Below are 21,442 nucleotides of genomic sequence, written 5' to 3' on the forward strand. Positions count from 1 at the left end.
GGCTATCCATAGCAATCCCCTCCCGCCAGCGGGAGGGGTGAGCTAAGCCAGTTCCACCGTGGTCACCATATAGCCCGCTTCGCGCAGTGCGGCGACGAGGCTGTCGAGATGTTCGCGGTCGCGCGCTTCGCATTCGATGTCGGTGATCAGCCCCTTGGCGGGCAGCGTCGTGAAGATGCGCTGGTGATAGATTTCGATGATGTTGACCTGTTTCTCGTCGAACAGCTTCATCACCTTGAACAGCGCGCCGGGGCGATCCTGCAAGCGGATACGCAGCCGCGCGATGCGGCCCGACCGCGCCAAATCGCGCAGCAGCACATTCGCGAGCAGGCGCGTGTCGATATTGCCGCCGGTGAGTACCAGCCCGACCTTGCGCCCCCTGAACTCCTCGGGATGCGCGAGCATTGCGGCGAGCCCCGCCGCGCCCGCACCCTCGACCACCGTCTTTTCGATCTGGAGCAACAGGCTGACCGCGCGTTCGAGGTGGCGTTCGGCCACCAGCACGATATCGTCGTTGAGGTCGGCGACGATCTTGCGCGTATATTCGCCGGGTTCCTTGACCGCGATCCCCTCGGCCAGCGTGTCGCCCTCGCACGCCATGTCCACACCATTAAGTTCGGCGTACATTGAGGGATAAAGTTCGGCCTGCACGCCGATCAGCCGCATGTCGTTCTTGATCCCGCGCGCCGCGGTGCCCATGCCGGTGAGCAGTCCGCCGCCGCCGATCGGCACGATCAGCGTGTCGAGATCGGGCACATCCTCCAGCATTTCGAGTGCGACCGTTCCCTGCCCCGCCGCAACATGCGGATGGTCGAAGGGATGGACGAAGGTGAGGCCGCGTTCGACCTCCAGCACGCGCGCATGGGCATAGGCATCGTCGAAGGTCTCGCCATGCAGGACGATCGTCGCGCCATGGCTCGCGGTCTGCGACACTTTCACCTGCGGCGTGGTGCTGGGCATCACGATGGTGACCGGAACGCCGAGCCGCTTGCCATGATAGGCGAGGCCCTGCGCATGATTGCCCGCCGAGGCCGCGATCGCGCCGCGCGCCTTGGCTTCGTCACTGAGCAGCAGCAGCGCGTTCAGCGCCCCGCGCTCCTTATAGGCGGCGGTGAATTGCAGATTCTCGAACTTCAGCCACACTTCGGCGCCGACCAGTTCGGACAGCGTCTGCGAATGCAGCGTCGGGGTGCGGACCACCGAACCGTTAATTCGCTCCGCCGCCGCGCGCACATCGTCCAGAGTGATCGCCGGATAATCGGCAACAGCGGTCAGGGTGAGTTGATCTGTCATAGCGATAGCGGCCCTACCGCATCTGGCGCGCCGCGCAAACTATGCTTATGAACTCCCCCATGAACGAACAAAAATTGCGCGTCAGCTTTATCGGGACCGGCGTCATGGGCGGACCGATGGCGGGCCACCTCGTCAAGGCGGGGCACGACCTCTCCGTTTACAACCGCACCCGCGCCAAGGCCGACGCCTGGGTGGCGCAATATGGCGGCGCGGCGGCGGCAACCCCCGCCGAAGCCGCGAAGGACGCCGATGTCGTCCTCGCCTGCGTCGGCAATGACGATGATCTGGCGCAGGTGACATTGGGCCGCGATGGCGCGTTCAAGGCGATGCGCCGGGGGGCGCTGTTCGTCGATCACACCACCGTTTCCGCCCGCATCGCGCGCCAATTGTCGGTCGAGGCCGAAACACTGGGGCTGCTCTGCGTCGACGCCCCCGTATCGGGCGGCGAATCGGGCGCGCAGGCGGGAACCCTCTCGGTCATGTGCGGCGGGTCGAAGGCCGCGTTCGAAGCCGCCGAGCCGGTGATGCGCGCTTATGCGGGCCGCATCGTCCATATCGGCGGCCCCGGCGCGGGGCAGACAACCAAGATGGTCAACCAGATCGCGATCGCCGGTGTGCTTCAGGGTCTGTCCGAGGCGCTGCGTTTCGCACAGGCGTCGAAGCTCGACACCGACAAGGTGTTCGAGGCGGTATCGGGCGGCGCGGCGGCCAGCTGGCAGATGCTCAACCGCTGGGGCACGATGTCGAAGGATGAATTCGACTTCGGCTTTGCCGTCGACTGGATGCGCAAGGATCTGGGCCTCGCGCTCGACGAAGCGCGGGTCAATGGCGCGACGCTGCCCGTCGCGGCGATCGTCGATCAGTTTTACGCCGATGTGCAGGATATGGGCCATGGGCGGCGCGACACGAGTTCGCTGGTGACGAGGCTGCCGAAGTGAAGCGTCTTGCTCTCACTGCGTTGGCTTTGACCCTCGCCGTCCCCGCGCACGCCGACACGCTGGTCGACAATGTTAACGGCGTTACATTGGACAAGGACGGCAAGCTCGTCCGCTTTACCGGGCTGGTCATCGACACGCAGGGCAAGGTCAAGCAGTTGCTCGACCGCAAGGACAAGCGCCCCGAGCGCCCCGATTTCAAGGAGGACGGCAAGGGCCGCACCCTGATCCCGGGGCTGATCGACGCGCACGGCCATGTCATGGGGCTGGGCTTCCAGCTGATGCTGCTCGACCTCAGCGAGACAAGCTCGCTCGCCGAGGCGCAGGCGGCGATCCGCAAATATGCCGCCGACAATCCCGAAATGCCGTGGATCATCGGGCGCGGCTGGAATCAGGAAAAATGGGGTCTTGGCCGTTTTCCGACCAGCGCCGACCTCGATGCCGCGGTACCGAACCGCCCGGTCTGGCTCGAACGCGTCGATGGTCACGCCGGCTGGGCGAACAGCGCCGCCATGGCGTCGGCCAAGATTACCGCCGCGAGCAAATCGCCCGAGGGCGGTCGCATCGAAATGGCGGGGGGCAAGCCGAGCGGGGTCTTCATCGACGCCGCGATGAGCCTTGTCGACGCCGCCAAGCCCAAACCGCTGGCGCGCGACCTCGACCGCGCGCTCTATCTGGCGCAGCAAAAGCTGATGGCGCAGGGCGTGACCAGCATCGCCGACATGGGCACGTCGATCGCCGACTGGCAGGCGTATCGCCGCGCCGGCGACAAGAAACAGCTGGCAATCCGCATCCTCTCCTATGGCGGCGACATCGACAATATGGCGCTGATCGCCGGGGGTGAGCCGACGCCGTGGCTCTATGACGACCGGCTGCGCATGGTCGGGGTGAAGCTTTACCTCGACGGCGCGCTCGGATCGCGCGGCGCGTGGCTGAAGGCGCCCTATAGCGACGCGCCGGGGCAAAAGGGCCTGCCCCTCCTCACCCCCGCGCAGCTTCGCAACAAGATGGTCCGCGCGTCGATGGACAAATTTCAGGTCGCGATCCACGCGATCGGCGACGCGGCGAATGCCGAGGCGCTCGACGCGATCACCGACCTGACCGCCGACCTGCCGGGCGAGCGCCGCTGGCGGATCGAGCATGCGCAGATCATCGACCCCGTCGACATCCCGCGCTTCGCGCAGCTGAAGGTCATCGCCTCGATGCAGCCCGTCCACCAGACGAGTGACCGCCTGATGGCGGAGGCGCGGCTCGGCCCCGACCGGCTGAAGGGCGCCTATGCGTGGCGCAGTCTGGCCAATGCCGGGGCGCGGCTGGCTTTCGGATCCGATGTGCCGGTCGAGAGCGCGAACCCCTTTCCCGGCATCGCCGCCGCCATTTCGCGCACCGACGCCGCGGGCCAGCCCTTTGGCGGCTGGCGTCCCGAAGAAACGGTGAGCCGCGAAGTCGCGCTCGACGGCTTCACGCGCAACGCGGCTTATGCGGCCTTTGCGGAGGACCGGCTCGGCACGCTGATGCCCGGAATGCGCGCCGATTTCCTGATCGTCGATGCCGACCCGATGCTCGCCAGCCCCGACGAAATCCGCCGCATGGTCCCGCTGGAAACGTGGATCGGCGGCTATCGTTATTACAAGAAGAAGGACTGACGCGATGGCGATCAACCGCCGCCGGATGCTGGGCGCGCTCGCCGTCGTCCCCGCCGCGCTCGCGCTCGGCGCCGCGAAGAAGGAACCCAAGCGCAAGGACCCGCCCGAGCCCCGCGCGTCGCGCCGCCGTAAGGGCGCGAAGGCGCCCGAAAAGCATGTCGACGTCGCGGTGATCGGCGCCGGTGCGATCGGCGCATGGACCGCATGGCACCTCGTCCGCGCCGGACAGAGCGTGCGGCTGTTCGACGCCTATGGCCCCGGCGGCGGCCGCGCCGCATCGAGCCTGTCGTCGATGATGCTCGATCCCGTGCAGGGCGGCGACACGCTCTATGCCGCGCTGGCGGCAGAGAGTCTTGGCGCGTGGCAAAAACTCTCCGACAGCGCCAGCCTGCCGATTGTCACCCGCTGCGAAGCCCTGACCACGCTGGCCGCCGCCGACGCGATGGCCGATCTGCGCGACACCAACCGCGAGAGCGGAGCGAAGCTGCGCCATCGCTATCCCCAGATCGCGTGGCGCGAGGATGAAAGCGCGCTGATTGCCGAAAAGGCCGCGATCCTCGCCGGCCAGCGCGGCGTGCTCGAAACCATTCTCGACGCGCAGATCGCGGTCGAGGATGTCGTGATGCCCGCGCCGCTCCGCGACAAGAAACGCGACGTCTATATGCTGCCCGACGGCGGCACCGCGCGCAGCATCGTCTATGCCACCGGCGCGTGGCTGACCGAGTTGTTCCCGCAGATACTGACGCCGCAGCGCTTGTCGGCGGTGCGCCAGCAAGTCTTCCATTTCGGCCCCGGGCAGGGCGACACGCAGTTCCGCCCGCCCGCGATGCCCGCACTGATCGACCGCGCCTATGGCTTTCACCTGATCCCCGATGTCGAGGGCGCCGGGGTGCGCTGCTGGCGGAGCGCCGCCGATGCCAGCGTCGATCCCGACAGCTTCGACCGCCGCGCCGACGAACGCGCGCTGGCCGATATCCGCCAGTGGATTGCCGGCCGCCTGCCCCACCTTGCCACCGCGCCGGTGATCGCGAGCGCCGCCGTGCATGATTGCCGCACGACGACCGGCGACCTGCTGCTCGACCGTTTGCCGAACCAGCCGCGCACATGGGTCGTCGGCGGCGCTGCGGGCCGCGCCTTTGCGCTCGCCCCCGCGATCGGCGCGCGGGTCGCCGCGCATGTCACCGACGCCGCGCGCCCGATCGAGCCGCGCTGGGCGCTCGCGCGGTTGACGGGGGGCGTCATTGCACCGCCCCCGCCGCCATCCTGATTTTTCCGGGGGGATCCAATGCGCCTGAACGAATGCCATAATATCGACGATTTCCGCGCGCTCGCGAAGCGGCGCCTGCCCTGGCCGGTGTTCGACTATATCGACGGCGCCGCCGACGACGAGGTGACGCGCCGCCGCAACCGCGCGGCCTTTGACGATTGCGACCTGATCCCGCGCGTTCTGGCCGGTGTCGACAGCGTCAACATGACCACCACCCTGTTCGGGCGCGAGATGGCGATGCCGCTGTTCCTGTCACCCACCGCGCTGCAGCGGCTGTTCCACTGGCAGGGCGAGCGCGCGGTATTACGCGCCGCCGCCGATGCCGGAACGATGGCGGGGATCAGCAGCCTCGCGACGATCAGCCTGGCCGAAGCCGGCGCGCTGACGAACGGCCCCAAGCTGTTCCAGCTGTATGTCCACCACGACGAAGGGCTCAATCGCGCGATGCTGGAGGCGGCACGCGATGCGAAATTCGATGCCGTCGCGCTGACCGTCGATACGATCGTCGGCGGCAACCGCGAACGCTGCCTGCGTTCGGGCTTCACCTCGCCGCCGCGCTTCACCCCGGGCAATATGCTGAGCTATGCGATCAAGCCCGGCTGGGGGCTCAACTATGTGCTGCGCGAGAAGTTCAGCCTGCCCAACCTCGCGACCCATGTGTCCGAGGGATCGAGCGTCCCCAAATCGGTCGCCGAATATTTCACGACGATGCTCGACCAGAGCCTCGACTGGAAACGCGCCGAGGCGATCCGCAAGCAATGGGACGGCCCCTTCTGCCTGAAAGGCATCGCCGCGGTCGAGGATGCAAAGCGCGCCGTCGACATCGGCGCGACCGCGATCATGGTGTCGAACCATGGCGGACGCCAGCTCGACGGCAGCATCTCCCCCTTCGATGCGCTGGCGGAGATTGTCGACGCGGTCGGCGACAAGGTCGAGGTGATCTGCGACGGCGGCATCACGCGCGGGACCCATGTGCTCAAAGCCCTGTCGGTCGGGGCGAAGGCCTGTTCGGGCGGGCGCCTCTATCTCTATGCGCTCGCCGCGGCGGGCGAGGATGGCGTCGCGCGCGCCATCGCGCTGCTCCGCGCCGAAATGGAGCGCGGCATGAAACTGATGGGGGCAAAGTCGCTCGCCGACCTTGGTCCCCATAATCTACGCTGGCGTTAATTCCGCCCGTCTCCACGAAAAAGGGGGCGGCCTCCCCCGAAGCCGCCCCCTTCACGCATGGTCCCTTATTCCGTCAGGCGGTCAGAAAGACACGCCGAGGGTAAAGACCACGGTTGGATCATACAATGTATCGACCGCTTTGACGCCCGTCTTTTTGACGTCGGTGTCAACATATTGGACCGAGAGGGTGAACGGACCGGCGGGAACCGAAGCGCCGACCGACCAGTCGACATAATTGCCGTCGGGGGCGACGAGGCCCAGCGAGCCGTCGGTATAGCCGACCGCGGCCGACAACGTCACCGGCGTATTGGGCACGCCAAAGCCGGCACCGAGATTGAGGTAGATGCTGTCGTCGTCGCCGAGCGCGCTCTGCTTCGGCGCATAAGCGACCTGACCCGTCACCGAAAGCGGGCCGATGTCGTGCGACAGCTTGCCGATGCCTTCGAAATAATCGGTCGGCGCGCCGCCGTCGTGGCTGCCCGGATAGGTGTAATAGGTCACGCCCAGATCGACGGTCGTCCCTGAAGCGATTTCGGTGGCGAAGCCGCCATAGACGTCGAGTTCGAACTTGCCATAAGCGGGGCTGTTGGGAAGCGAGGAGCCCCACACGCCAACATAAAAACCGCTGTCATGGCTGGCGGTCAGCGTCGGCTGCACCGCAACTTTTTCGTTCGAGAGCGAAACGCCGCGGAAACGATAGTCAGATGTGACCGCAATGCCGCCCGACAGGGTGAACGGGCCGATGGCAGCCGTATCTTCTTCGTCCTGGGCGAAGGCAGGCGTCGACATGGCCGAAGCCGCGAGCAGCATGCCAAAGCACGCTTTGTTGAGAAACTTCATGGGTGATCCCCCTAATGGCTGAAACGGATCGTCCCACCTGCAGTAAGCGTCCATACCTCTTGTTGCGGGCCTGTGACGACGAACGCGTTCGAAATTGCCGATTTTGCTGCAATGCACAAACGAAAATTGCGTCGAGGTGCACAATCGGCAATCAACTGTGACTTTTTCGCAACACGCGCTCTGCGCGCGCTTGGTCTTTGCCAAGCTGCGGCCGGGCGGCTAAAGAGCGCGCATATCCCCTCTGTCGAGCAGCAACCATGAGCGATCACAATCCCGGCCTGCGCCCCTGGCGCGACATTGCGCGGCGGACCAGCCGCCAGATCATGGTCGGCGCCGTCCCCGTCGGCGGCGGCGCGCCGATCAGCGTCCAGACGATGACCAACACGCTGACCAGCGACGCGGTCGCGACGATCGACCAGATCCGCCGTTGCGAGGAGGCCGGCGCCGACCTGATCCGCGTGTCCTGCCCCGACACCGAATCGACCGCGGCACTCGGCAAGATCGTCCGCGCTTCGCGCATCCCGATCATCGCCGACATTCATTTTCATTATAAGCGCGCGCTGGAAGCCGCCGATGCGGGCGCCGCGTGCCTGCGCATCAACCCCGGCAATATCGGCAGCAGCGAGCGGGTCGGCGAAGTCGTCCGCGCCGCGAAGGCGAATGGCTGTGCGATCCGCATCGGGGTCAACGCCGGCAGCCTCGAAAAGGATCTGCTCGAAAAATATGGCGAGCCCTGCCCCGAGGCGCTGGTCGAAAGCGCACTCGACCATATCAAGCTGCTGCAGGACCATGATTTCCACGAATATAAGGTCGCGGTGAAGGCGAGCGACGTCTTCCTTGCCGTCGCCGCCTATGCGCAGCTTGCCGACGCGGTGGACTGTCCGCTGCACCTTGGCATCACCGAAGCGGGCGGGCTGATCGGCGGCACCGTCAAATCGGCGCTCGGCATCGGCAACCTGCTGTGGGCCGGGATCGGCGACACGATCCGCGTCAGCCTGTCGGCCGAACCCGAGGAAGAAATCCGCGTCGGTTACGAGATACTGAAATCGCTGGGCCTGCGCACCCGCGGCGTCCGTGTCGTCAGCTGCCCCAGCTGCGCGCGGCAGGGTTTCGACGTCATCCGCACGGTGCAGGCGCTCGAAGAAGCGCTCGGCCACATCAAGACCCCGATGTCGCTCTCGGTCCTCGGCTGCGTCGTCAACGGCCCCGGCGAAGCGCGCGAAACCGACATCGGCATCACCGGCGGCGGCAACGGCAAGCATATGGTCTTCCTGTCGGGCGTCACCGACCATCATGTCGAGGACGCCGACATGATCGCGCATATCGTCAAGCTGGTCGAAGCCAAGGCCGCCGAGATCGACGCGGGCAGTTCGGTGAGCATGGACACGCTGCACGGCAAGGCGGCGTAGAGGCGGTTCTTCGACCTGTCGGCCGGGATTGGCGGCAATGGGGTGGTAATCTGTCGCTGTCCCTTTTCGTCACCCCGGACTTGATCCGGGGCGCATGACTTCAACGCTGCTGTGGATCCCGGATCAAGCCTGTCCTGAGCTTGTCGAAGGGTCCGGGATGACGATGATAGAGGCGGCTGCTTGGGGTGGAAACCTGCCATTCCCCACCTTCGTCATCCCGGGCTTGACCCGGGACCCGCCTTCCTTCTTTCCAGCGGCGAAAGATAAGGCAGGCCCCGGGTCAAGCCCGGGGTGACGGAAATTGGGCGTCCACCTTCGGTCGTTTCGCGACATTGCCATCGGATCGGCATCACAGGGGTGGGGCCCGAACAATTGCTCCAAAGCGTTGATGCATCCGCTTGCCAGGCGCGACCGAGAAACTTCCACGTCATCCAGTGCGTTGCTCTTGAAGAAGGAGCTTGATGATGACACTCCCCAATAACGCACTCATACTCGTTGCCGACGGCCGCAAGGCCCTGTTCCTGCGCAATCAGGGCGATGCGCGCCAGATCGACCTGCGCACGACCGCCCATCAGGAGCGTGAAGACCGCAAGGATAGCGACATTAAAACCGATGCCTCGGGGCAATCGCCAGCACCCGCTGGCACCGGCCTCGCCGGCGGGACGATGGGCGAAACGGATTTCCATCAACAGGAAGAGGATCGCTTCGCCCGGGACCTTGCCGACAAGATCAACGCCATGGCACTGGCGGGCAAGTTCGACGCACTGGTCGTGATTGCGCCCGCGCGCACGATGGGCGAATTGCGCCCTCTTTGGCACCAGCAAACGGCTGCCCGCTTGATCGGGGAGCATGTAAAGGAAATGACCGACAGGCCTCTGGCCGACATCGAGGCGCTGCTGCTCGGCCAAGGAACCCCGCCCACCTGAACTCCACCGCTACCTTAGGGGCCGATGCCCCCGCGGTGATCGGTCAGCCGGCGCTCGTCATCAGGGCGCTCGCGATATTGAAGGCGCGAAAGCGCATTTGACAGGCGCGGTGGCACGCGACAGGAGGGCGCGTATGACCCTGTCGATCCGCCCCGCCACGCCCGCCGACCTGCCGCTGATCGCGCAGTTCATCCGCGACCTCGCCGATTATGAAAAGCTCGCCCACGAAGTGCGCTTCGACGAAGCGACGCTCGGCGCAAAGCTGTTCGGTGCGCGTCCCTATGCCGAGGTGGTGATTGGCGAGCTTGCCGGCGTGCCGCAGGGTTTCGCGCTGTTCTTTCACAATTTCTCGACCTTCGAGGGGCGTCCCGGCATCTATCTCGAGGATCTGTTCGTGCGCCCCGAGGCGCGCGGATCGGGGCTGGGCAAGGCGTTGCTGGTCCACCTTGCCGCGCTTTGTACCGAGCGCGATTGCGCGCGGCTCGAATGGAGCGTGCTCGACTGGAATGCGCCCGCGATCGGCTTTTACCAAAGCCTTGGCGCGCGGATGATGGACGAATGGACGGTGATGCGCGTCGATGGCGACGCGCTCACGTCCCTCGCCGCTTCCGCCTGAGGTCGCGCCTCAGCGCCTGCGCGCAAACCAGACCAGCACGGCGCCGACGACCGCCGTTATGACGCCGTTGCGCGTCCATGTCGTGTCGCCGAGCATGAAGCTGCTTGCCGGCCAGCGGACGATGTCGAGCCCCTGCAGCGCCCATAATCCGCCGACCAAAATCATCGCGACGCCGACGATCGCCAATATGCCCTTTACCGCCCCCATGCCCGCTCTCCCCCTATTTGCGCTGCAGTCCGATCAACGGCCGTAGCCAGCCGATGCTGCGCCCGATCGCATAGAAAAGCCAGCATCCCGTGACGGTGGCGACGAGCAGGATTGCGAAGGACGCCAGCGCGCCGACGCCGGCGCGGAGCAGATACCAGCCGGTCACGACGATGATCGTCTGATGGATGATGTAAAAGGGGAAGACAGCCTCTGCGAGCGTCGTGCGCCACGGGTGGTCGCGGTTCCCATAGGCGTCGGCGATCCCGACCAGCGCGACGATCGTCGCCCACCCCTGCACCAGCCGCGCGGCGGCGAACGGGGCCGACAACCAGTGGGGCGCCGGCATGGTCCCCGGCCAGTTCCACTCGGCCCATGCGACGAAGGCAAAGGCCGCAATCCCGATGGCCAGCGCGGCGCGCCAGCAGCGGGCGATCGCCGCGAACAACGCCGGCCGCACGCGCAGCAGCCAGCCGATGGCAAAGGGGATCAGATAGTGGAGATGCGATGGCCCGTCGTCGAACAGCGCATGCGTCTCCTCATGCCCCGGAAACAATGCGAGGATCAGCAGCCACGCCGCGAGCGGGACGATCAGCAAGCGCCAGCCGCCGAGCCCGCGCGCGGCGCCGTCGGCAATCCGGGTCCGCATCCGCTGGGGCACCCACGCCAGCAGCGCTGCCGCCAGCAGCGTATAGACCCACAGATAAACGACGAACCACAGATGCTGCCAAGTCGGCAGGATGATGCCGTCCAGCGCGCCGAAGCGGAAATAATCGTGCAGCCAGAAATGCGCGAGGCCATGGGCATAGCCATGCTGCCCCATCAGCTCGATCCATGGCTGCGGCGGGATGATGACGATGATGCCAAAGGCCAGCGGGATCAGCAGCCGGGCGCTGCGCGACCGCACGAACGCCCCGGCGCCGCCAAGCTTCGCGAACAAGGCGGCGCTGGCATAGCCCGAGACGAGGAACAGCAGGGGCAGCCGCCAGCTGTTGGTCGCCAGCATCGGGATCGCCACCCCGTCGATCGGCTGCGCGATCTTCACATGCCAGTCCCACGGCACGAAAAACATGCCGATATGATAGAGGATGAGGAGGCCGAACGCCCCGATCCGTAGCCAGTCCATGCCAAGGTGGCGTTGCGTGGTCACAGAACCATCCCCTCTATCGTCATCCCGGACTTGATCCGGGATCCCCGCAACATCGCGCGAATGGATCCCGGATCAAGTCCGGGATGACGGCGGGGAATATATCTATTTCAGCACCCGCCACGCCAATTCCGCAAATTCGCAGAGCAAAGGCCGCGTGTCGCGCGGGTCGATGATATCCTCGACCCCATATTTCTCCGCCGTCCGGAACGGCGAGCGCACGCGGTTCAGCCTTTCGCGGATCGCCTCCAGATGCGCCGCGGGATCGTCAGCCGCCTCCAGCTCGCTCTTGTACGCGACCTCGACCCCGCCCTCGATCGGCAGGCTGCCCCAGTCGCCCGAGGGCCAGGCGAAGCGGTACTGGAACCGCTCGGCGTTCGACATCGCGCTGCCCGCGATCCCATAGGCGCGGCGCACGACGACCGACGCGAGCGGCACGGTCGCGCGGTAGATCGCGTTCATCGCCTGCACGCCATAACGGATCGTCCCCGTCCGCTCGGCCTCGCCGCCGATCATGAAGCCCGGATTGTCGACGAGATGGACGATCGGCAGCCGGAACTGGTCGGCCATCTTCACGAAACGCTCGGCCTTTTCGCTCGTCTTCGCATCCCATGATCCGCCGAGATAGCTGGGATCGCTCGCGAGCACCGCGACCGGATAGCCGTCGAGCCGCGCAAAGGCGGTGATCGCCGCGCGGCCCCAGCGCGCGCCCATTTCAAAGAAGCTGCCCTTGTCGAACACCGCGTCGGCGATGCGGCGCATCGAATAGACCTGCTTCGCCTCGCGCGGCACCGCCGACAGCAGGCTCTCCTCGCGGCGGCCCACCGGATCGCTGCACCGTGTCCGCGCCGCGCGGTCGTGGATCGACGACGGCAGATAGGAGAGGAAGCGCCGCGCCGCCGCAAACGCCTCCGCCTCGCTCGCCACCTCATCATCGACGACGCCGTTGCGCGTGTGGACGTCGGCGCCGCCCAGCTCCTCGCGGTCCAGCGTGTCGCCGATCGCCGCCGCGACCGCCGGACCCGCCGCGAACAGTTGCGACAATCCGCGCACCATGATGCTGTAATGGCTCGCGACGACGCGCGCCGCGCCGAGCCCCGCGGTCGGCCCGAGTGCGAGCGCGACGACCGGCACCGTGTCGAGATTGGCGATGATCTCATGCCAGCCCGGAACATGCGGGATATAGGTGTAGCCCATATCCTCGAGCGTCTTCACCGACCCGCCACCGCCGGTGCCGTCGATCATGCGGATCATCGGCAGGCGATATTCATGCGCCATCGCCTCGCACTGGATGAACTTGCGGTGCAACGCCGCATCGGCCGCGCCGCCGCGCACGGTGAAATCATCGGCCGAGGCGACGACGGGCCGCCCGTCGATATTGGCGCGGCCGAAGATGAAATTGCTCGCCGCCAGATCTTCCAGTTCGCCTTCGGTACCATAGGTGCCGCGCCCGGCAATCTTGCCGATCTCGCGAAAGCTGCCTTCGTCGACGATCGCCGCGAGCCGCGCCCGCGCGTCCATCTTGCCCCGGCTGTGCTGGCGCGCGACCTTCTCTTCGCCGCCCATCTTCTCGGCCATCGCGCGCCGCGCGGCCAGTTCGTCGATCTCGTTTTTCCAGCTCATGGGGCGAAGGCTATCTTACGTTGACGGAAACGTCATGTCGTTTCTCATCCCTCCCGCAGGCGGGAGGGAATGCGAGACTTGGTCCGGCAAAGCCGGGCCTTAGTCGCAGCAGGGTGGGCATCAACGCACAGCCCACAAGCCCACCCCGCTGCGACTAGCCAGCAAGCTGGCAAGTCTCGCTGCCCCTCCCGCTTGCGGGAGGGGGTTGAGGCTGGTTGCTCCCCTGCTATCGTCGGGCGATGACACGCAAACTCCCCCTCGCGATCGCCGCTGTTCTCCTGACATTTTCCGCACCGCTGACCGCCGCAGAGACTGCTCCGCGCACGATCTCGGGTGTCGAAGATCCCTTCAAAACAGGCGCTTTTACGGAAAGCGCCGACCCGATGGCGGCGATCGACGCTGCGCTGGCCGCGGCGCGCCAGTCGGGCAGGCAGGTGCTGCTGGTAATGGGGATGAACGATTGCCACGACAGCGCATGGTTCGCCAATCTGGTCGCGAGCGAACGCTTTGCGCCGGTCCGCGCGCGCTATCATATCGTCTATGCCGACATCGGCATGCCGCATCGCGGCATCATCCGGAACGCCGACATACCCAAACGCTTTGGCTTCAAGATCAAGGGCACACCGACGGTCGCGATCCTCGACGCCGACGGCAACGTCCTCAACCGCAAGGCGGCGCCCCAATGGCGCAACGCCGCGAGCCGCAGCGACGACGAAATCTATAATGAACTGATGCAATAGGGAGAGAGATATGGCCAACATCAACCTCGCGGGCCGCACCGCGCTCGTCACCGGCGCCTCGCGCGGGATCGGGCGCGGTATCGCGATCGCGCTGGCCCAGGCGGGCGCCGATGTCGCGGTCAATTACACCCGCGACGAAGCGGCCGCAGGCGAAGCCGTCGCCGCGATCAAGGCACTGGGCTGCAAGGCCAAGGCGTATCAGGCGTCGGTCACCGACGAGGACGCCTGCGCCGCGATGATCGCCGGCATCGAGGCCGACCTCGGTCCGATATCGATTCTGGTCAACAATGCCGGGATCGCAAGCCGCGGCAAAATAGTCGCCGACACCGACGCAACCGAAGTCGAAAAATTGCTGGGCGTCCACGCCGTCGGCGCTCACCGCCTGTCGCGCCTCGCGCTGCCGCAACTGCGCAGCCATGACCGCAGCGACATCGTTATCATCTCGAGCGTCGCGACCCTGAGTCATGCCGCGAACGGCGCGCCTTACAATATGGCAAAGGCGGCGGGAGAGGCGCTTGCGCTCACCCTCGCCAAGGAAGAGATGAAGAATGGCGTCCGCGTCAACATCGTCGCGCCGTCGCTGACCGTCAGCGACATGGGCGAAAAGCTGTCGCGCGCGATCACCGGGCAGGACGACATCCATCATCTCGACGCCCAATTCCCCTTCGGCCGCGTCCCGACCCCCGACGATGTCGCGGCGGCGGTGCTGTGGTTCGTGAGCGATGCCAACCCCTATTGCTCGGGGCAGAAGCTCAACATCGATGGCGCGGGGATGGCGAGTTTCCGGTAGGTCTTTCCCGCGGGCGCAGAGTGATTTTCGCGGGATTTCGGGGGTGGCAGCGAACGACCGATTGCAGCCGTAAAAGCCCTCTCCCTTTGGGAGAGGGTTGGGTGAGGGTGTGTGAGGTTTCGCAACCGTCAGTTTCAGCAATCTACCGGTGATCCCCTCACCCAACTTCGGCTAGGTTGCTACGCAACCAAGCCTGCGTATCCCTCTCCCGACGGGAGAGGGGAATGACGGCTCACCACCCAAAAGGAAGCAGGGCCTCATCGCGCAATCTCCGCTACAGCCCATTCATGCGCCCCGATTCGCCCTCCCCGCTCATCCCCTTTCTGATCGCATGCGCGGGCATCGCGACCTATTCGGCGATGGATGTGCTGATGAAGGGGCTGTCGATCGGTATCGGCGCCTATAACACCGTGCTGTGGCGCAATACGGCCGGAACCTTGCTGTGCGGCCTGATCTATTTCGCGACGCGGCCGAAAATGCCCGACCGGGCGACGATGCGGATTCACGCCGTCCGCTCTTTCTTCGTCGCGGGGATGGCGTTGTTTTTCTTCTGGGCGCTCGCGCGGTTACCGATGGCGGAGGCGATCGCGCTGGCCTTTGTCGCGCCCTTGCTGGCGCTCTATATGGCCGCGATTTTCCTGGGTGAGCGGATCGGACGGCGGTCGATCGCGGCGTCGCTGCTCGGCCTGATCGGCATCATCGTCATCGTCACCGGCAAACTCGGGACCGGCCATTATGCCGACGACGCGCTCTGGGCGGTCGGCGCGGTATTTCTGTCGGCGGTCTTTTACGCGTACAACCTTATTCTTGCGCGGCGGCAGGCGAAGATGGCCGAGCCGCTGGAGATCGCCTTTTTCCAGAATTTCTTCGTCGCGCTGATCCTGGCACTCGGCGCGCCATGGTTCGCGGTCGTTCCCGATGCCGCACAGGCACCGAATATCTTCGGCGCCGCGACCCTCGCGATCCTGTCGCTGCTGTGCCTGAGCTGGGCCTACGCCCGCGCCGAGACGCAGATATTGGCGACCACCGAATATACGGGATTTCTGTGGGCGATGCTGTTCGGCTGGATATTCTATTCGGAGCCGGTGACGCTGCCGACGCTCGCCGGCGCGATACTGATCGTCGCAGCGTGCCTGATCGTGGCGCGCAAGGTTCCGCACAAGGACCCTGTCGATCCGGCGGCGGCTTAGAAGGGGTTCACACAAAGACACGAAGACACGAAGATTTCGCGCCGGTTTACGCACGAAGGCTTGTCGCCGCAGGCGACCTTCAAAAAGGCGCTTCACGCAATGGGCAGACGAAGCGAACGCCATGCGCCCACCCCTTTGTGTCTTCGTGTCTTTGTGTGAACGAAAAAAATCACACCGCCGCGCGCGAAAGCCGGTCGTTGATTGCCGCACCCAGCCCGTCGGCCGGGATCGCCGCGACCGCAATCCGGCTCTTCGCGCTCGCAGCACCCGCATGCAGCGCGTCGAACAGGCGCGCCGCGGCCTCGGTCAGATCGCCCGCCGCGCTCAGATTATAGTCGCCCGCGACCGCCCCGAAGCCGATGCCATATTCGTCCGCCGCAAAGTCTACCGCGCCCAGCCGCACTGGCTTGCCCGGCGCATAATGGCTGGCGAGCATCCCCGGCGCGACGACTTCAGAGCCTTTCACCCCCGTCACCGGCAATCCGCTCGCCCCGGCCAGCATCCCGGCGGTCACGGGCCCCGGCCGCAAGATTTCGACCGCGCCGTCCTTCACCCGCGCAATCGTCGATTCGACCCCGGCGGTCGTCGGTCCGTCGTCGATCACCATGGCGACCCGTCCGTCGAGGCTGGCGAGCACATGCGCCGCCGTCGTCGGGCTGACCCGCCCGCTCGCATTGGCGCTCGGCGCAGCAAGCGGTGCGCCGCTTGTCGCGAGCAATGCCTGCATCGCGCGGTGCCCCGGCACGCGCAGCGCGATCGTGTCGAGCCCGGCAGTGGCAATGCTGGCGACCGGACAATCCATAGTGCGCGGCACCACCAAAGTCAGCGGCCCCGGCCAGAAATGCGCCGCCAGCGCGCGCTCGACCGCGCCGAACACGCCCAGCCTTTCGGCGTGGGCAAGGTCCGGCACATGGACGATCAACGGGTTGAAATCGGGCCGCCCTTTCGCCGCATAGATGCGCGCGACGGCTTCGGCATTGCGCGCGTCGGCGCCGAGGCCATAGACCGTCTCGGTCGGCACCGCGACCGGCTGCCCCGCCTCCACCAGCGCGGCGGCACGCGAAATCGCGTCCATGTTAAATGGCCGGATTTCGGTCTTCATGCTCTCGTTCGTTTGACGCTCGATCATGCCGCGCTATAGCGCGCGCGAATGGGGATTCACCAGCAAAGTCGGGATTAAGGGTCAGCATCCCTTGTTGGCGCATTCGAGGTTTGAGGCGATTTTGTTCAGGGCAAGGAAGCGAGGCGCGGTAGTATGTCGATACTTCCAGGCTCGCTGACGCGGCCATGGACAAAATCGACCAAATCCCGCAGGGACGCCGAAATGGCTTCGATCTCGCCTCCGCGCGGTCTTGCGGATGGAACCACCATCCGCGGCGACCACGCGAAGCCGAGATCTTCGCCATTTCGACGCCTCGAATGTGCCAACAAGGGATGCTGACCCTCTATGACCTACACGCCGCCCACCACCGAACAGCTTTTCGTTCTTGGCCATATCGCGCGGGTCGATGCGATGGCGAGCCACGAGCGTTTTGCCGCCGCGACCCCCGATATGGTCGAGGCGATCGTCGCTGGGATCGGCGATTTCGCGGCCGAGGTCTATGCCCCGCTCAACCGCGTCGGCGACGTCACCAACCCCAAATGGGCGGACGGCAAGGTCACCATGCCCCCGGGCTTCAAGGAGGCGTATCAGGCGTTCGTCGACAATGGCTGGGGCAGCATCGACGGCCCCGCCGCCTATGGCGGACAGGACCTGCCCTTCACCCTCGCGACCGTTGTGGTCGAGGCGCTGGGCAGCGCGAATATGGGCTTTACCCTTTGCCCCATATTGACGGCGGGCGCGATCCACGCGCTGATGGCCTATGGGACGGAAGAACAGCGTCAGACCTGGCTGCCAAAGCTGGTCAACGGCGAATGGAACGGTACGATGAACCTGACCGAGCCCGCCGCCGGCAGCGACGTCGGCGCGCTGCGCTCGACCGCCGAGAAAGTGACCGAAGGCCCGAACGCCGGGCTCTACAAGGTCAAGGGGCAGAAGATTTTCATTACTTTCGGCGAGCATGACCTCACCGACAATATCGTCCATCTGGTCCTCGCGCGCACCCCGGGCGCGCCCGAGGGAACGCGCGGTATCTCGCTGTTCCTCGTTCCCAAATATCGCCTCGACGACGTCGGCAATCCGACGATTTCGAACGGAGTCCATTGCGCCTCGATCGAACACAAGCTGGGCATCCACGGATCGCCGACCGCGGTGATGGTCTATGGCGAGGACGAGGATTGCCTCGGCGAGATCGTCGGCGCCGAAATGGGCGGCATGCGCGCGATGTTCGTGATGATGAACAACGCCCGTCTGATGGTCGGCTGTCAGGGCGTCCAGATCGCCGAGCGCGCGACCCAGCAGGCGCAACGCTTTGCCGCCGAACGCGTCCAGTCGGCGCTCGCGGGCGGCACCGACCGCAATCCCGTCACCATCGACCAGCACCCCGACGTGCGCCGCATGCTGTGGCGGATGCGCGCCCAGACCGAGGCGGCGCGCGCGCTGGTCTATTATGCCGCCGCGCGGACCGATTTCGGCAAATTGGGCGACGAAGCCGCCGCGATGCGTACCGAAATCCTGATCCCGCTGGTCAAGGCGCACGCCACCGACATCGGCTGCGAGGTCGCCAGTCTTGGCATCCAGGTCCATGGCGGGATGGGCTTCATCGAGGAAACCGGCGCCGCGCAGCATTATCGCGACGCGCGCATCGCCCCGATCTACGAAGGCACCAACGGCATTCAGGCCGCCGACCTTGTCGGGCGCAAGCTCGGCATGGCGGGCGGCGATCTCGTCCGTGCGCTGATCGACGATATCGCGCATGGCGCCGCCGATTTCCCGGAATTGAGCCAGCTTGTCGACGCGTGCCGCGCGGTCACCGACTGGATGACGAATGCCGATATTCCCGACCGCCTCGCGGGCAGCTATCCCTATCTGACCATGCTATCCACCGCGACCTGCGGCTGGCTGATGGCGCTCCAGCACAAGGCCGCACGCGCCGAACTCGACGCGGGACAAGGCGATGCCGCCTTCCTCGAGGCGAAGATCGCCTCGACGCGCTTCTATCTGCAACAGATTGTGCCCGAGGCGACGGGCCTCGCCGCCTCGGCGCTGGCCGGCGACGCCGCGCTCACGCCGCTGCCCCGGCTCGCCTGAAAAACCGGAAACGCGGGGGACGATCCTCCGCGTTTCTGGCAAGATTTTGTTCATAATTAACGCGATGATAACCATCGGGGATTAGGCACGTCCGGAAATATCTGGAGACGTGCGTGTTGAAGCTGGGCAACAGGATGATTGTCAGTTGGCGGACCCTTGGGGTGTCGCTGCTGCTCAGCATCATTGTCGGCTTTACGGCTGCCGGCGAGCCGATCGACCGCATGATCGAGACCGCGGTCGGCCGCGTCGCCTGGCGGCCTGTGTCGGGCGACACCGTCGTCGTCGCGATCGACGACAAGACGCTGCAAGCCGTCGATAATCAGGACTTTGATGTCGCCGATCACGCGCGTTTGATCAGCGCGGTCAATGCCGCGGGTGCCAAACGCCTGTTCGTCGATTTCTCCTACGAGCGGCGGATCAAGGACGCCGATTTCCCCAAACTGACCGCCGCCGTGAAGCAGATGGACGACCGTATCGTCCTCGCCGTTCCAGCGCGCAGTTTCCAGGGGACCGAAGCCATCGTCGACAATTGGCCCGACCCCGCGTTCGGAACCCGTGCGAAGCAAGCCTGTATCTGCTGGGAATATGAATTCTGGCAGGTCTGGAAAGTGCCGCTCGCGGTGATCGCCGATGGGCGCCTGTTGCCCAGTTTTTCGGCCATGCTCGCCAACCGGCCTGTCGATCAACCGGCGCAATTCACGCTCGACTATTCCTATAACACGCGCTCGATACCGCAATATAGCGCGATCGATATCATGGAGGGCAAGGCCGGGACGGCGCTGCGCGGCAAGGATGTGATGTTCGCTGCCGCATCCACCGCCTCGCCCGATCAGCATTATCTGCCGGGGCATGACAAGGTACCGGGCGTCTATATCCATCTGATCGCGGGCGAAGCGCTCAAGCGCGGTAACCCCGTCAATATCGGGTGGGTCCCCGGTTTTGCCGTCGCGCTGCTCATTCTGCTGGCCGCGCTCGGTTATCGGGGCGGACGCTGGTATGCGCGCATCGCGCTGACGACGACGGTCATCCTGATCGCCGCCAAGATATTCCTCAGCCTGTCGCTGATCTCGACGCAGGTCGGCGCCGCCTGCTTTTTCATCGCGGCGCTCAGCGCCAATGTGTCGCGCACCCGGCGCCGCAAATCCGCCCAGCGCGAAAATCCGGTGTCGGGCCTGCCGAATTTCGAGGCGCTGCGGTCGCAGCCGCCATTCGACAGCGCGACCATCATCGCGGCAAAAATCGTCAACTTCGAAGATCTGGCCGCCTTCATCCCCGGCGACGGTATCGGCAAGCTCGTCGAACAGGTCACGCGCCGCCTCCAACTCGCGTCGCAGGGCACGTCCCTCCACCACGACCTTGACGGCACCTTTGCCTGGCTTGTCCCCTATTATCAGCACAGCCAGATCGAATCGCAGCTGGCGGGGCTTGCCGCGCTGTTCAATGCCCCGCTGACGATCGGCGACCTGCGCGTCGACGTCGCGATCGCTTTCGGGGTCAATGACGAATTCGAAGGGTCGAACGCCCAGCGCCTCGCTGCGGCACTTGTCGCAACCGAACGCGCGATCCGCACCCGTTCGCTGTGGACCAAATATACACCGCGGCAAAAAGATGATGCCGGCTGGCAATTGAGCTTTCACTCGCAGCTTGAGGATGCACTCACCGGCGGCGACATATGGGTCGCCTTCCAGCCGCAATATTCCATCGCGAGCCACAAGCTGGTCGGTGTCGAAGCGCTGGCGCGCTGGACGCATCCCGTCCGCGGGCCGATCCCGCCCGACGAGTTCATCCTTCAGGCCGAAAAGAGCCAGGACATATATCGCCTGACCCTGTTCGTCATGGATCAGGCGATCCGGTCGGCCGCGCAATTCCATAGCCGCGGCCTCCGGATCAACATGTCGGTGAACCTGTCGGCGGCGCTACTCGATCACAGCGACCTTGTCGGCACCATCCGCGTCATGCTGACCGCGCACCATCTTCCGCCCGAACTTCTGACGATCGAAATCACCGAAACCGCGCAGATCGAGAACAGCCGTCAGGCGCGCCAGACGCTGGCCCAGCTCCGCCGTGCGGGCATCCGCCTGTCGATCGACGATTATGGAACCGGCCAGTCGAACCTTGAGTATCTGACCGAGATCGAGGCCGACGAAATCAAGATCGACAAGCGATTCGTGATGACCATGCGCGATTCGCAGCGCAACTTCGAAGTGGTGAAATCGACGATCGATCTGGCCCATCGTCTGGGTGCCGTTGCGGTTGCCGAAGGCATTGAAAATGCACCGACAATGGCATTGCTCGAACAACTCGGCTGCGATGTGGGACAAGGCTATCACCTTGGTAAACCACAGCTATTTTCCGAACTACTGGCGACTCTGTCGCCCCCTCCCCACAGCCGCTCCGCTTAACTGCCAAACTGGCAGCATTGCCCGTGCGAAAGACTCGATTAACCTTACCAAATATGG

Annotated in this window: 18 protein-coding genes; 12 read left to right on the forward strand and 6 right to left on the reverse strand. The window is 65.3% G+C overall.

The annotated features are described in order from the left end of the window. Positions 1–42 precede the first annotated feature (42 nt). Complete coding sequence (locus ACSYDV_RS02330; RefSeq protein WP_438322126.1) at positions 43–1,293, reverse strand: threonine ammonia-lyase; 1,251 nt, start codon at positions 1,291–1,293, stop codon at positions 43–45. A 59-nt stretch (positions 1,294–1,352) separates the two neighbouring features. On the opposite strand from ACSYDV_RS02330, the gene ACSYDV_RS02335 reads away from it, so the two are divergent. Genes ACSYDV_RS02335 through ACSYDV_RS02350 form a run of 4 tightly spaced genes read left to right on the forward strand, consistent with a single transcriptional unit; the run spans position 1,353 to position 6,308 of the window. Continuing rightward, a complete protein-coding gene (locus tag ACSYDV_RS02335; protein ID WP_438322127.1) occupies positions 1,353–2,231 on the forward strand; it encodes an NAD(P)-dependent oxidoreductase in 879 nt (292 codons plus the stop codon). Beyond that, complete coding sequence (locus ACSYDV_RS02340; protein ID WP_438322128.1) at positions 2,228–3,874, forward strand: amidohydrolase; 1,647 nt, start codon at positions 2,228–2,230, stop codon at positions 3,872–3,874. The genes ACSYDV_RS02335 and ACSYDV_RS02340 overlap by 4 nt, the downstream gene beginning before the upstream one ends. 4 nt (positions 3,875–3,878) lie before the next feature. After that, positions 3,879–5,141 (forward strand): NAD(P)/FAD-dependent oxidoreductase, encoded by a 1,263-nt coding sequence (locus ACSYDV_RS02345; protein ID WP_438322129.1) that lies wholly within the window; start codon positions 3,879–3,881, stop codon positions 5,139–5,141. An 18-nt stretch (positions 5,142–5,159) separates the two neighbouring features. Beyond that, positions 5,160–6,308: an alpha-hydroxy acid oxidase gene (locus ACSYDV_RS02350; protein WP_438322130.1), complete on the forward strand. Its 1,149-nt coding sequence runs from the start codon at positions 5,160–5,162 to the stop codon at positions 6,306–6,308. An 81-nt stretch (positions 6,309–6,389) separates the two neighbouring features. On the opposite strand, the gene ACSYDV_RS02355 is transcribed toward ACSYDV_RS02350, so the two are convergent. Continuing rightward, a complete protein-coding gene (locus ACSYDV_RS02355) occupies positions 6,390–7,148 on the reverse strand; it encodes a TorF family putative porin (protein WP_438322131.1) in 759 nt (252 codons plus the stop codon). Positions 7,149–7,405: 257 nt separating this feature from the next. Here ACSYDV_RS02355 and ispG point away from each other — a divergent pair, with 257 nt between their 5' ends. The 3 genes from ispG to ACSYDV_RS02370 all read left to right on the forward strand — a co-directional run bounded on the left by ispG (position 7,406) and on the right by ACSYDV_RS02370 (position 10,099). Then, on the forward strand, positions 7,406–8,557 hold the full coding sequence (gene ispG, locus ACSYDV_RS02360; protein ID WP_438322132.1) for a flavodoxin-dependent (E)-4-hydroxy-3-methylbut-2-enyl-diphosphate synthase: 1,152 nt from the start codon (positions 7,406–7,408) through the stop codon (positions 8,555–8,557). A 464-nt stretch (positions 8,558–9,021) separates the two neighbouring features. Further along, the gene (locus ACSYDV_RS02365; protein WP_438322133.1) at positions 9,022–9,483 is read left to right on the forward strand and encodes a host attachment family protein; all 462 of its coding nucleotides are present in this window, start codon (positions 9,022–9,024) and stop codon (positions 9,481–9,483) included. A gap of 133 nt (positions 9,484–9,616) precedes the next feature. Further along, positions 9,617–10,099, forward strand: a complete 483-nt coding sequence (locus ACSYDV_RS02370; protein ID WP_438322134.1) for a GNAT family N-acetyltransferase — start codon at positions 9,617–9,619, stop codon at positions 10,097–10,099. Between the two features lie 9 nt (positions 10,100–10,108). Here the strand turns inward: ACSYDV_RS02370 and ACSYDV_RS02375 are convergent, their stop codons facing one another. The 3 genes from ACSYDV_RS02375 to ACSYDV_RS02385 all read right to left on the reverse strand — a co-directional run bounded on the left by ACSYDV_RS02375 (position 10,109) and on the right by ACSYDV_RS02385 (position 13,073). Continuing rightward, positions 10,109–10,306 (reverse strand): hypothetical protein, encoded by a 198-nt coding sequence (locus tag ACSYDV_RS02375; RefSeq protein ID WP_438322135.1) that lies wholly within the window; start codon positions 10,304–10,306, stop codon positions 10,109–10,111. Between the two features lie 13 nt (positions 10,307–10,319). Continuing rightward, positions 10,320–11,453 carry an acyltransferase family protein gene (locus ACSYDV_RS02380; RefSeq protein ID WP_438322136.1) on the reverse strand — a complete coding sequence of 378 codons (1,134 nt, stop codon included), beginning with the start codon at positions 11,451–11,453 and terminating at the stop codon, positions 10,320–10,322. Between the two features lie 102 nt (positions 11,454–11,555). Further along, positions 11,556–13,073 carry an acyl-CoA carboxylase subunit beta gene (locus tag ACSYDV_RS02385; protein ID WP_438322137.1) on the reverse strand — a complete coding sequence of 506 codons (1,518 nt, stop codon included), beginning with the start codon at positions 13,071–13,073 and terminating at the stop codon, positions 11,556–11,558. A gap of 239 nt (positions 13,074–13,312) precedes the next feature. On the opposite strand from ACSYDV_RS02385, the gene ACSYDV_RS02390 reads away from it, so the two are divergent. The 3 genes from ACSYDV_RS02390 to ACSYDV_RS02400 all read left to right on the forward strand — a co-directional run bounded on the left by ACSYDV_RS02390 (position 13,313) and on the right by ACSYDV_RS02400 (position 15,793). Continuing rightward, complete coding sequence (locus ACSYDV_RS02390) at positions 13,313–13,813, forward strand: thioredoxin family protein (RefSeq protein ID WP_438322138.1); 501 nt, start codon at positions 13,313–13,315, stop codon at positions 13,811–13,813. 10 nt (positions 13,814–13,823) lie between these two features. Further along, positions 13,824–14,603, forward strand: coding sequence for an SDR family NAD(P)-dependent oxidoreductase (locus ACSYDV_RS02395; protein ID WP_438322139.1), 780 nt, complete (start codon positions 13,824–13,826; stop codon positions 14,601–14,603). A gap of 287 nt (positions 14,604–14,890) precedes the next feature. Next, positions 14,891–15,793: a DMT family transporter gene (locus tag ACSYDV_RS02400; RefSeq protein ID WP_438322140.1), complete on the forward strand. Its 903-nt coding sequence runs from the start codon at positions 14,891–14,893 to the stop codon at positions 15,791–15,793. 169 nt (positions 15,794–15,962) lie between these two features. Here the strand turns inward: ACSYDV_RS02400 and ACSYDV_RS02405 are convergent, their stop codons facing one another. After that, the gene (locus tag ACSYDV_RS02405; protein WP_438322141.1) at positions 15,963–16,895 is read right to left on the reverse strand and encodes an L-threonylcarbamoyladenylate synthase; all 933 of its coding nucleotides are present in this window, start codon (positions 16,893–16,895) and stop codon (positions 15,963–15,965) included. A 345-nt stretch (positions 16,896–17,240) separates the two neighbouring features. Between ACSYDV_RS02405 and ACSYDV_RS02410 the strand changes: the two genes are divergently transcribed. Continuing rightward, on the forward strand, positions 17,241–18,983 hold the full coding sequence (locus ACSYDV_RS02410; protein WP_438322142.1) for an acyl-CoA dehydrogenase family protein: 1,743 nt from the start codon (positions 17,241–17,243) through the stop codon (positions 18,981–18,983). Between the two features lie 113 nt (positions 18,984–19,096). Beyond that, positions 19,097–21,385, forward strand: coding sequence for an EAL domain-containing protein (locus ACSYDV_RS02415; protein ID WP_438322143.1), 2,289 nt, complete (start codon positions 19,097–19,099; stop codon positions 21,383–21,385). The last annotated feature ends 57 nt before the right edge of the window (positions 21,386–21,442 follow it).

The organism is Sphingopyxis selenitireducens (assembly GCF_051550705.1).
GTDB lineage: Bacteria > Pseudomonadota > Alphaproteobacteria > Sphingomonadales > Sphingomonadaceae > Sphingopyxis.

Bases quoted from the DNA above. Each gene is read 5' to 3' on its own strand.
- ACSYDV_RS02335 (WP_438322127.1), top strand. From the start codon at position 1,353: ATGAACGAACAAAAATTGCGCGTCAGCTTTATCGGGACCGGCGTCATG.
- ACSYDV_RS02350 (WP_438322130.1), top strand. From the start codon at position 5,160: ATGCGCCTGAACGAATGCCATAATATCGACGATTTCCGCGCGCTCGCG.
- ACSYDV_RS02345 (WP_438322129.1), top strand. From the start codon at position 3,879: ATGGCGATCAACCGCCGCCGGATGCTGGGCGCGCTCGCCGTCGTCCCC.
- ACSYDV_RS02370 (WP_438322134.1), top strand. From the start codon at position 9,617: ATGACCCTGTCGATCCGCCCCGCCACGCCCGCCGACCTGCCGCTGATC.
- ACSYDV_RS02330 (WP_438322126.1), bottom strand. From the start codon at position 1,293: ATGACAGATCAACTCACCCTGACCGCTGTTGCCGATTATCCGGCGATC.
- ispG (WP_438322132.1), top strand. From the start codon at position 7,406: ATGAGCGATCACAATCCCGGCCTGCGCCCCTGGCGCGACATTGCGCGG.
- ACSYDV_RS02395 (WP_438322139.1), top strand. From the start codon at position 13,824: ATGGCCAACATCAACCTCGCGGGCCGCACCGCGCTCGTCACCGGCGCC.
- ACSYDV_RS02375 (WP_438322135.1), bottom strand. From the start codon at position 10,306: ATGGGGGCGGTAAAGGGCATATTGGCGATCGTCGGCGTCGCGATGATT.
- ACSYDV_RS02405 (WP_438322141.1), bottom strand. From the start codon at position 16,895: ATGAAGACCGAAATCCGGCCATTTAACATGGACGCGATTTCGCGTGCC.
- ACSYDV_RS02400 (WP_438322140.1), top strand. From the start codon at position 14,891: ATGCGCCCCGATTCGCCCTCCCCGCTCATCCCCTTTCTGATCGCATGC.
- ACSYDV_RS02390 (WP_438322138.1), top strand. From the start codon at position 13,313: ATGACACGCAAACTCCCCCTCGCGATCGCCGCTGTTCTCCTGACATTT.
- ACSYDV_RS02355 (WP_438322131.1), bottom strand. From the start codon at position 7,148: ATGAAGTTTCTCAACAAAGCGTGCTTTGGCATGCTGCTCGCGGCTTCG.
- ACSYDV_RS02365 (WP_438322133.1), top strand. From the start codon at position 9,022: ATGACACTCCCCAATAACGCACTCATACTCGTTGCCGACGGCCGCAAG.
- ACSYDV_RS02410 (WP_438322142.1), top strand. From the start codon at position 17,241: ATGACCTACACGCCGCCCACCACCGAACAGCTTTTCGTTCTTGGCCAT.
- ACSYDV_RS02385 (WP_438322137.1), bottom strand. From the start codon at position 13,073: ATGAGCTGGAAAAACGAGATCGACGAACTGGCCGCGCGGCGCGCGATG.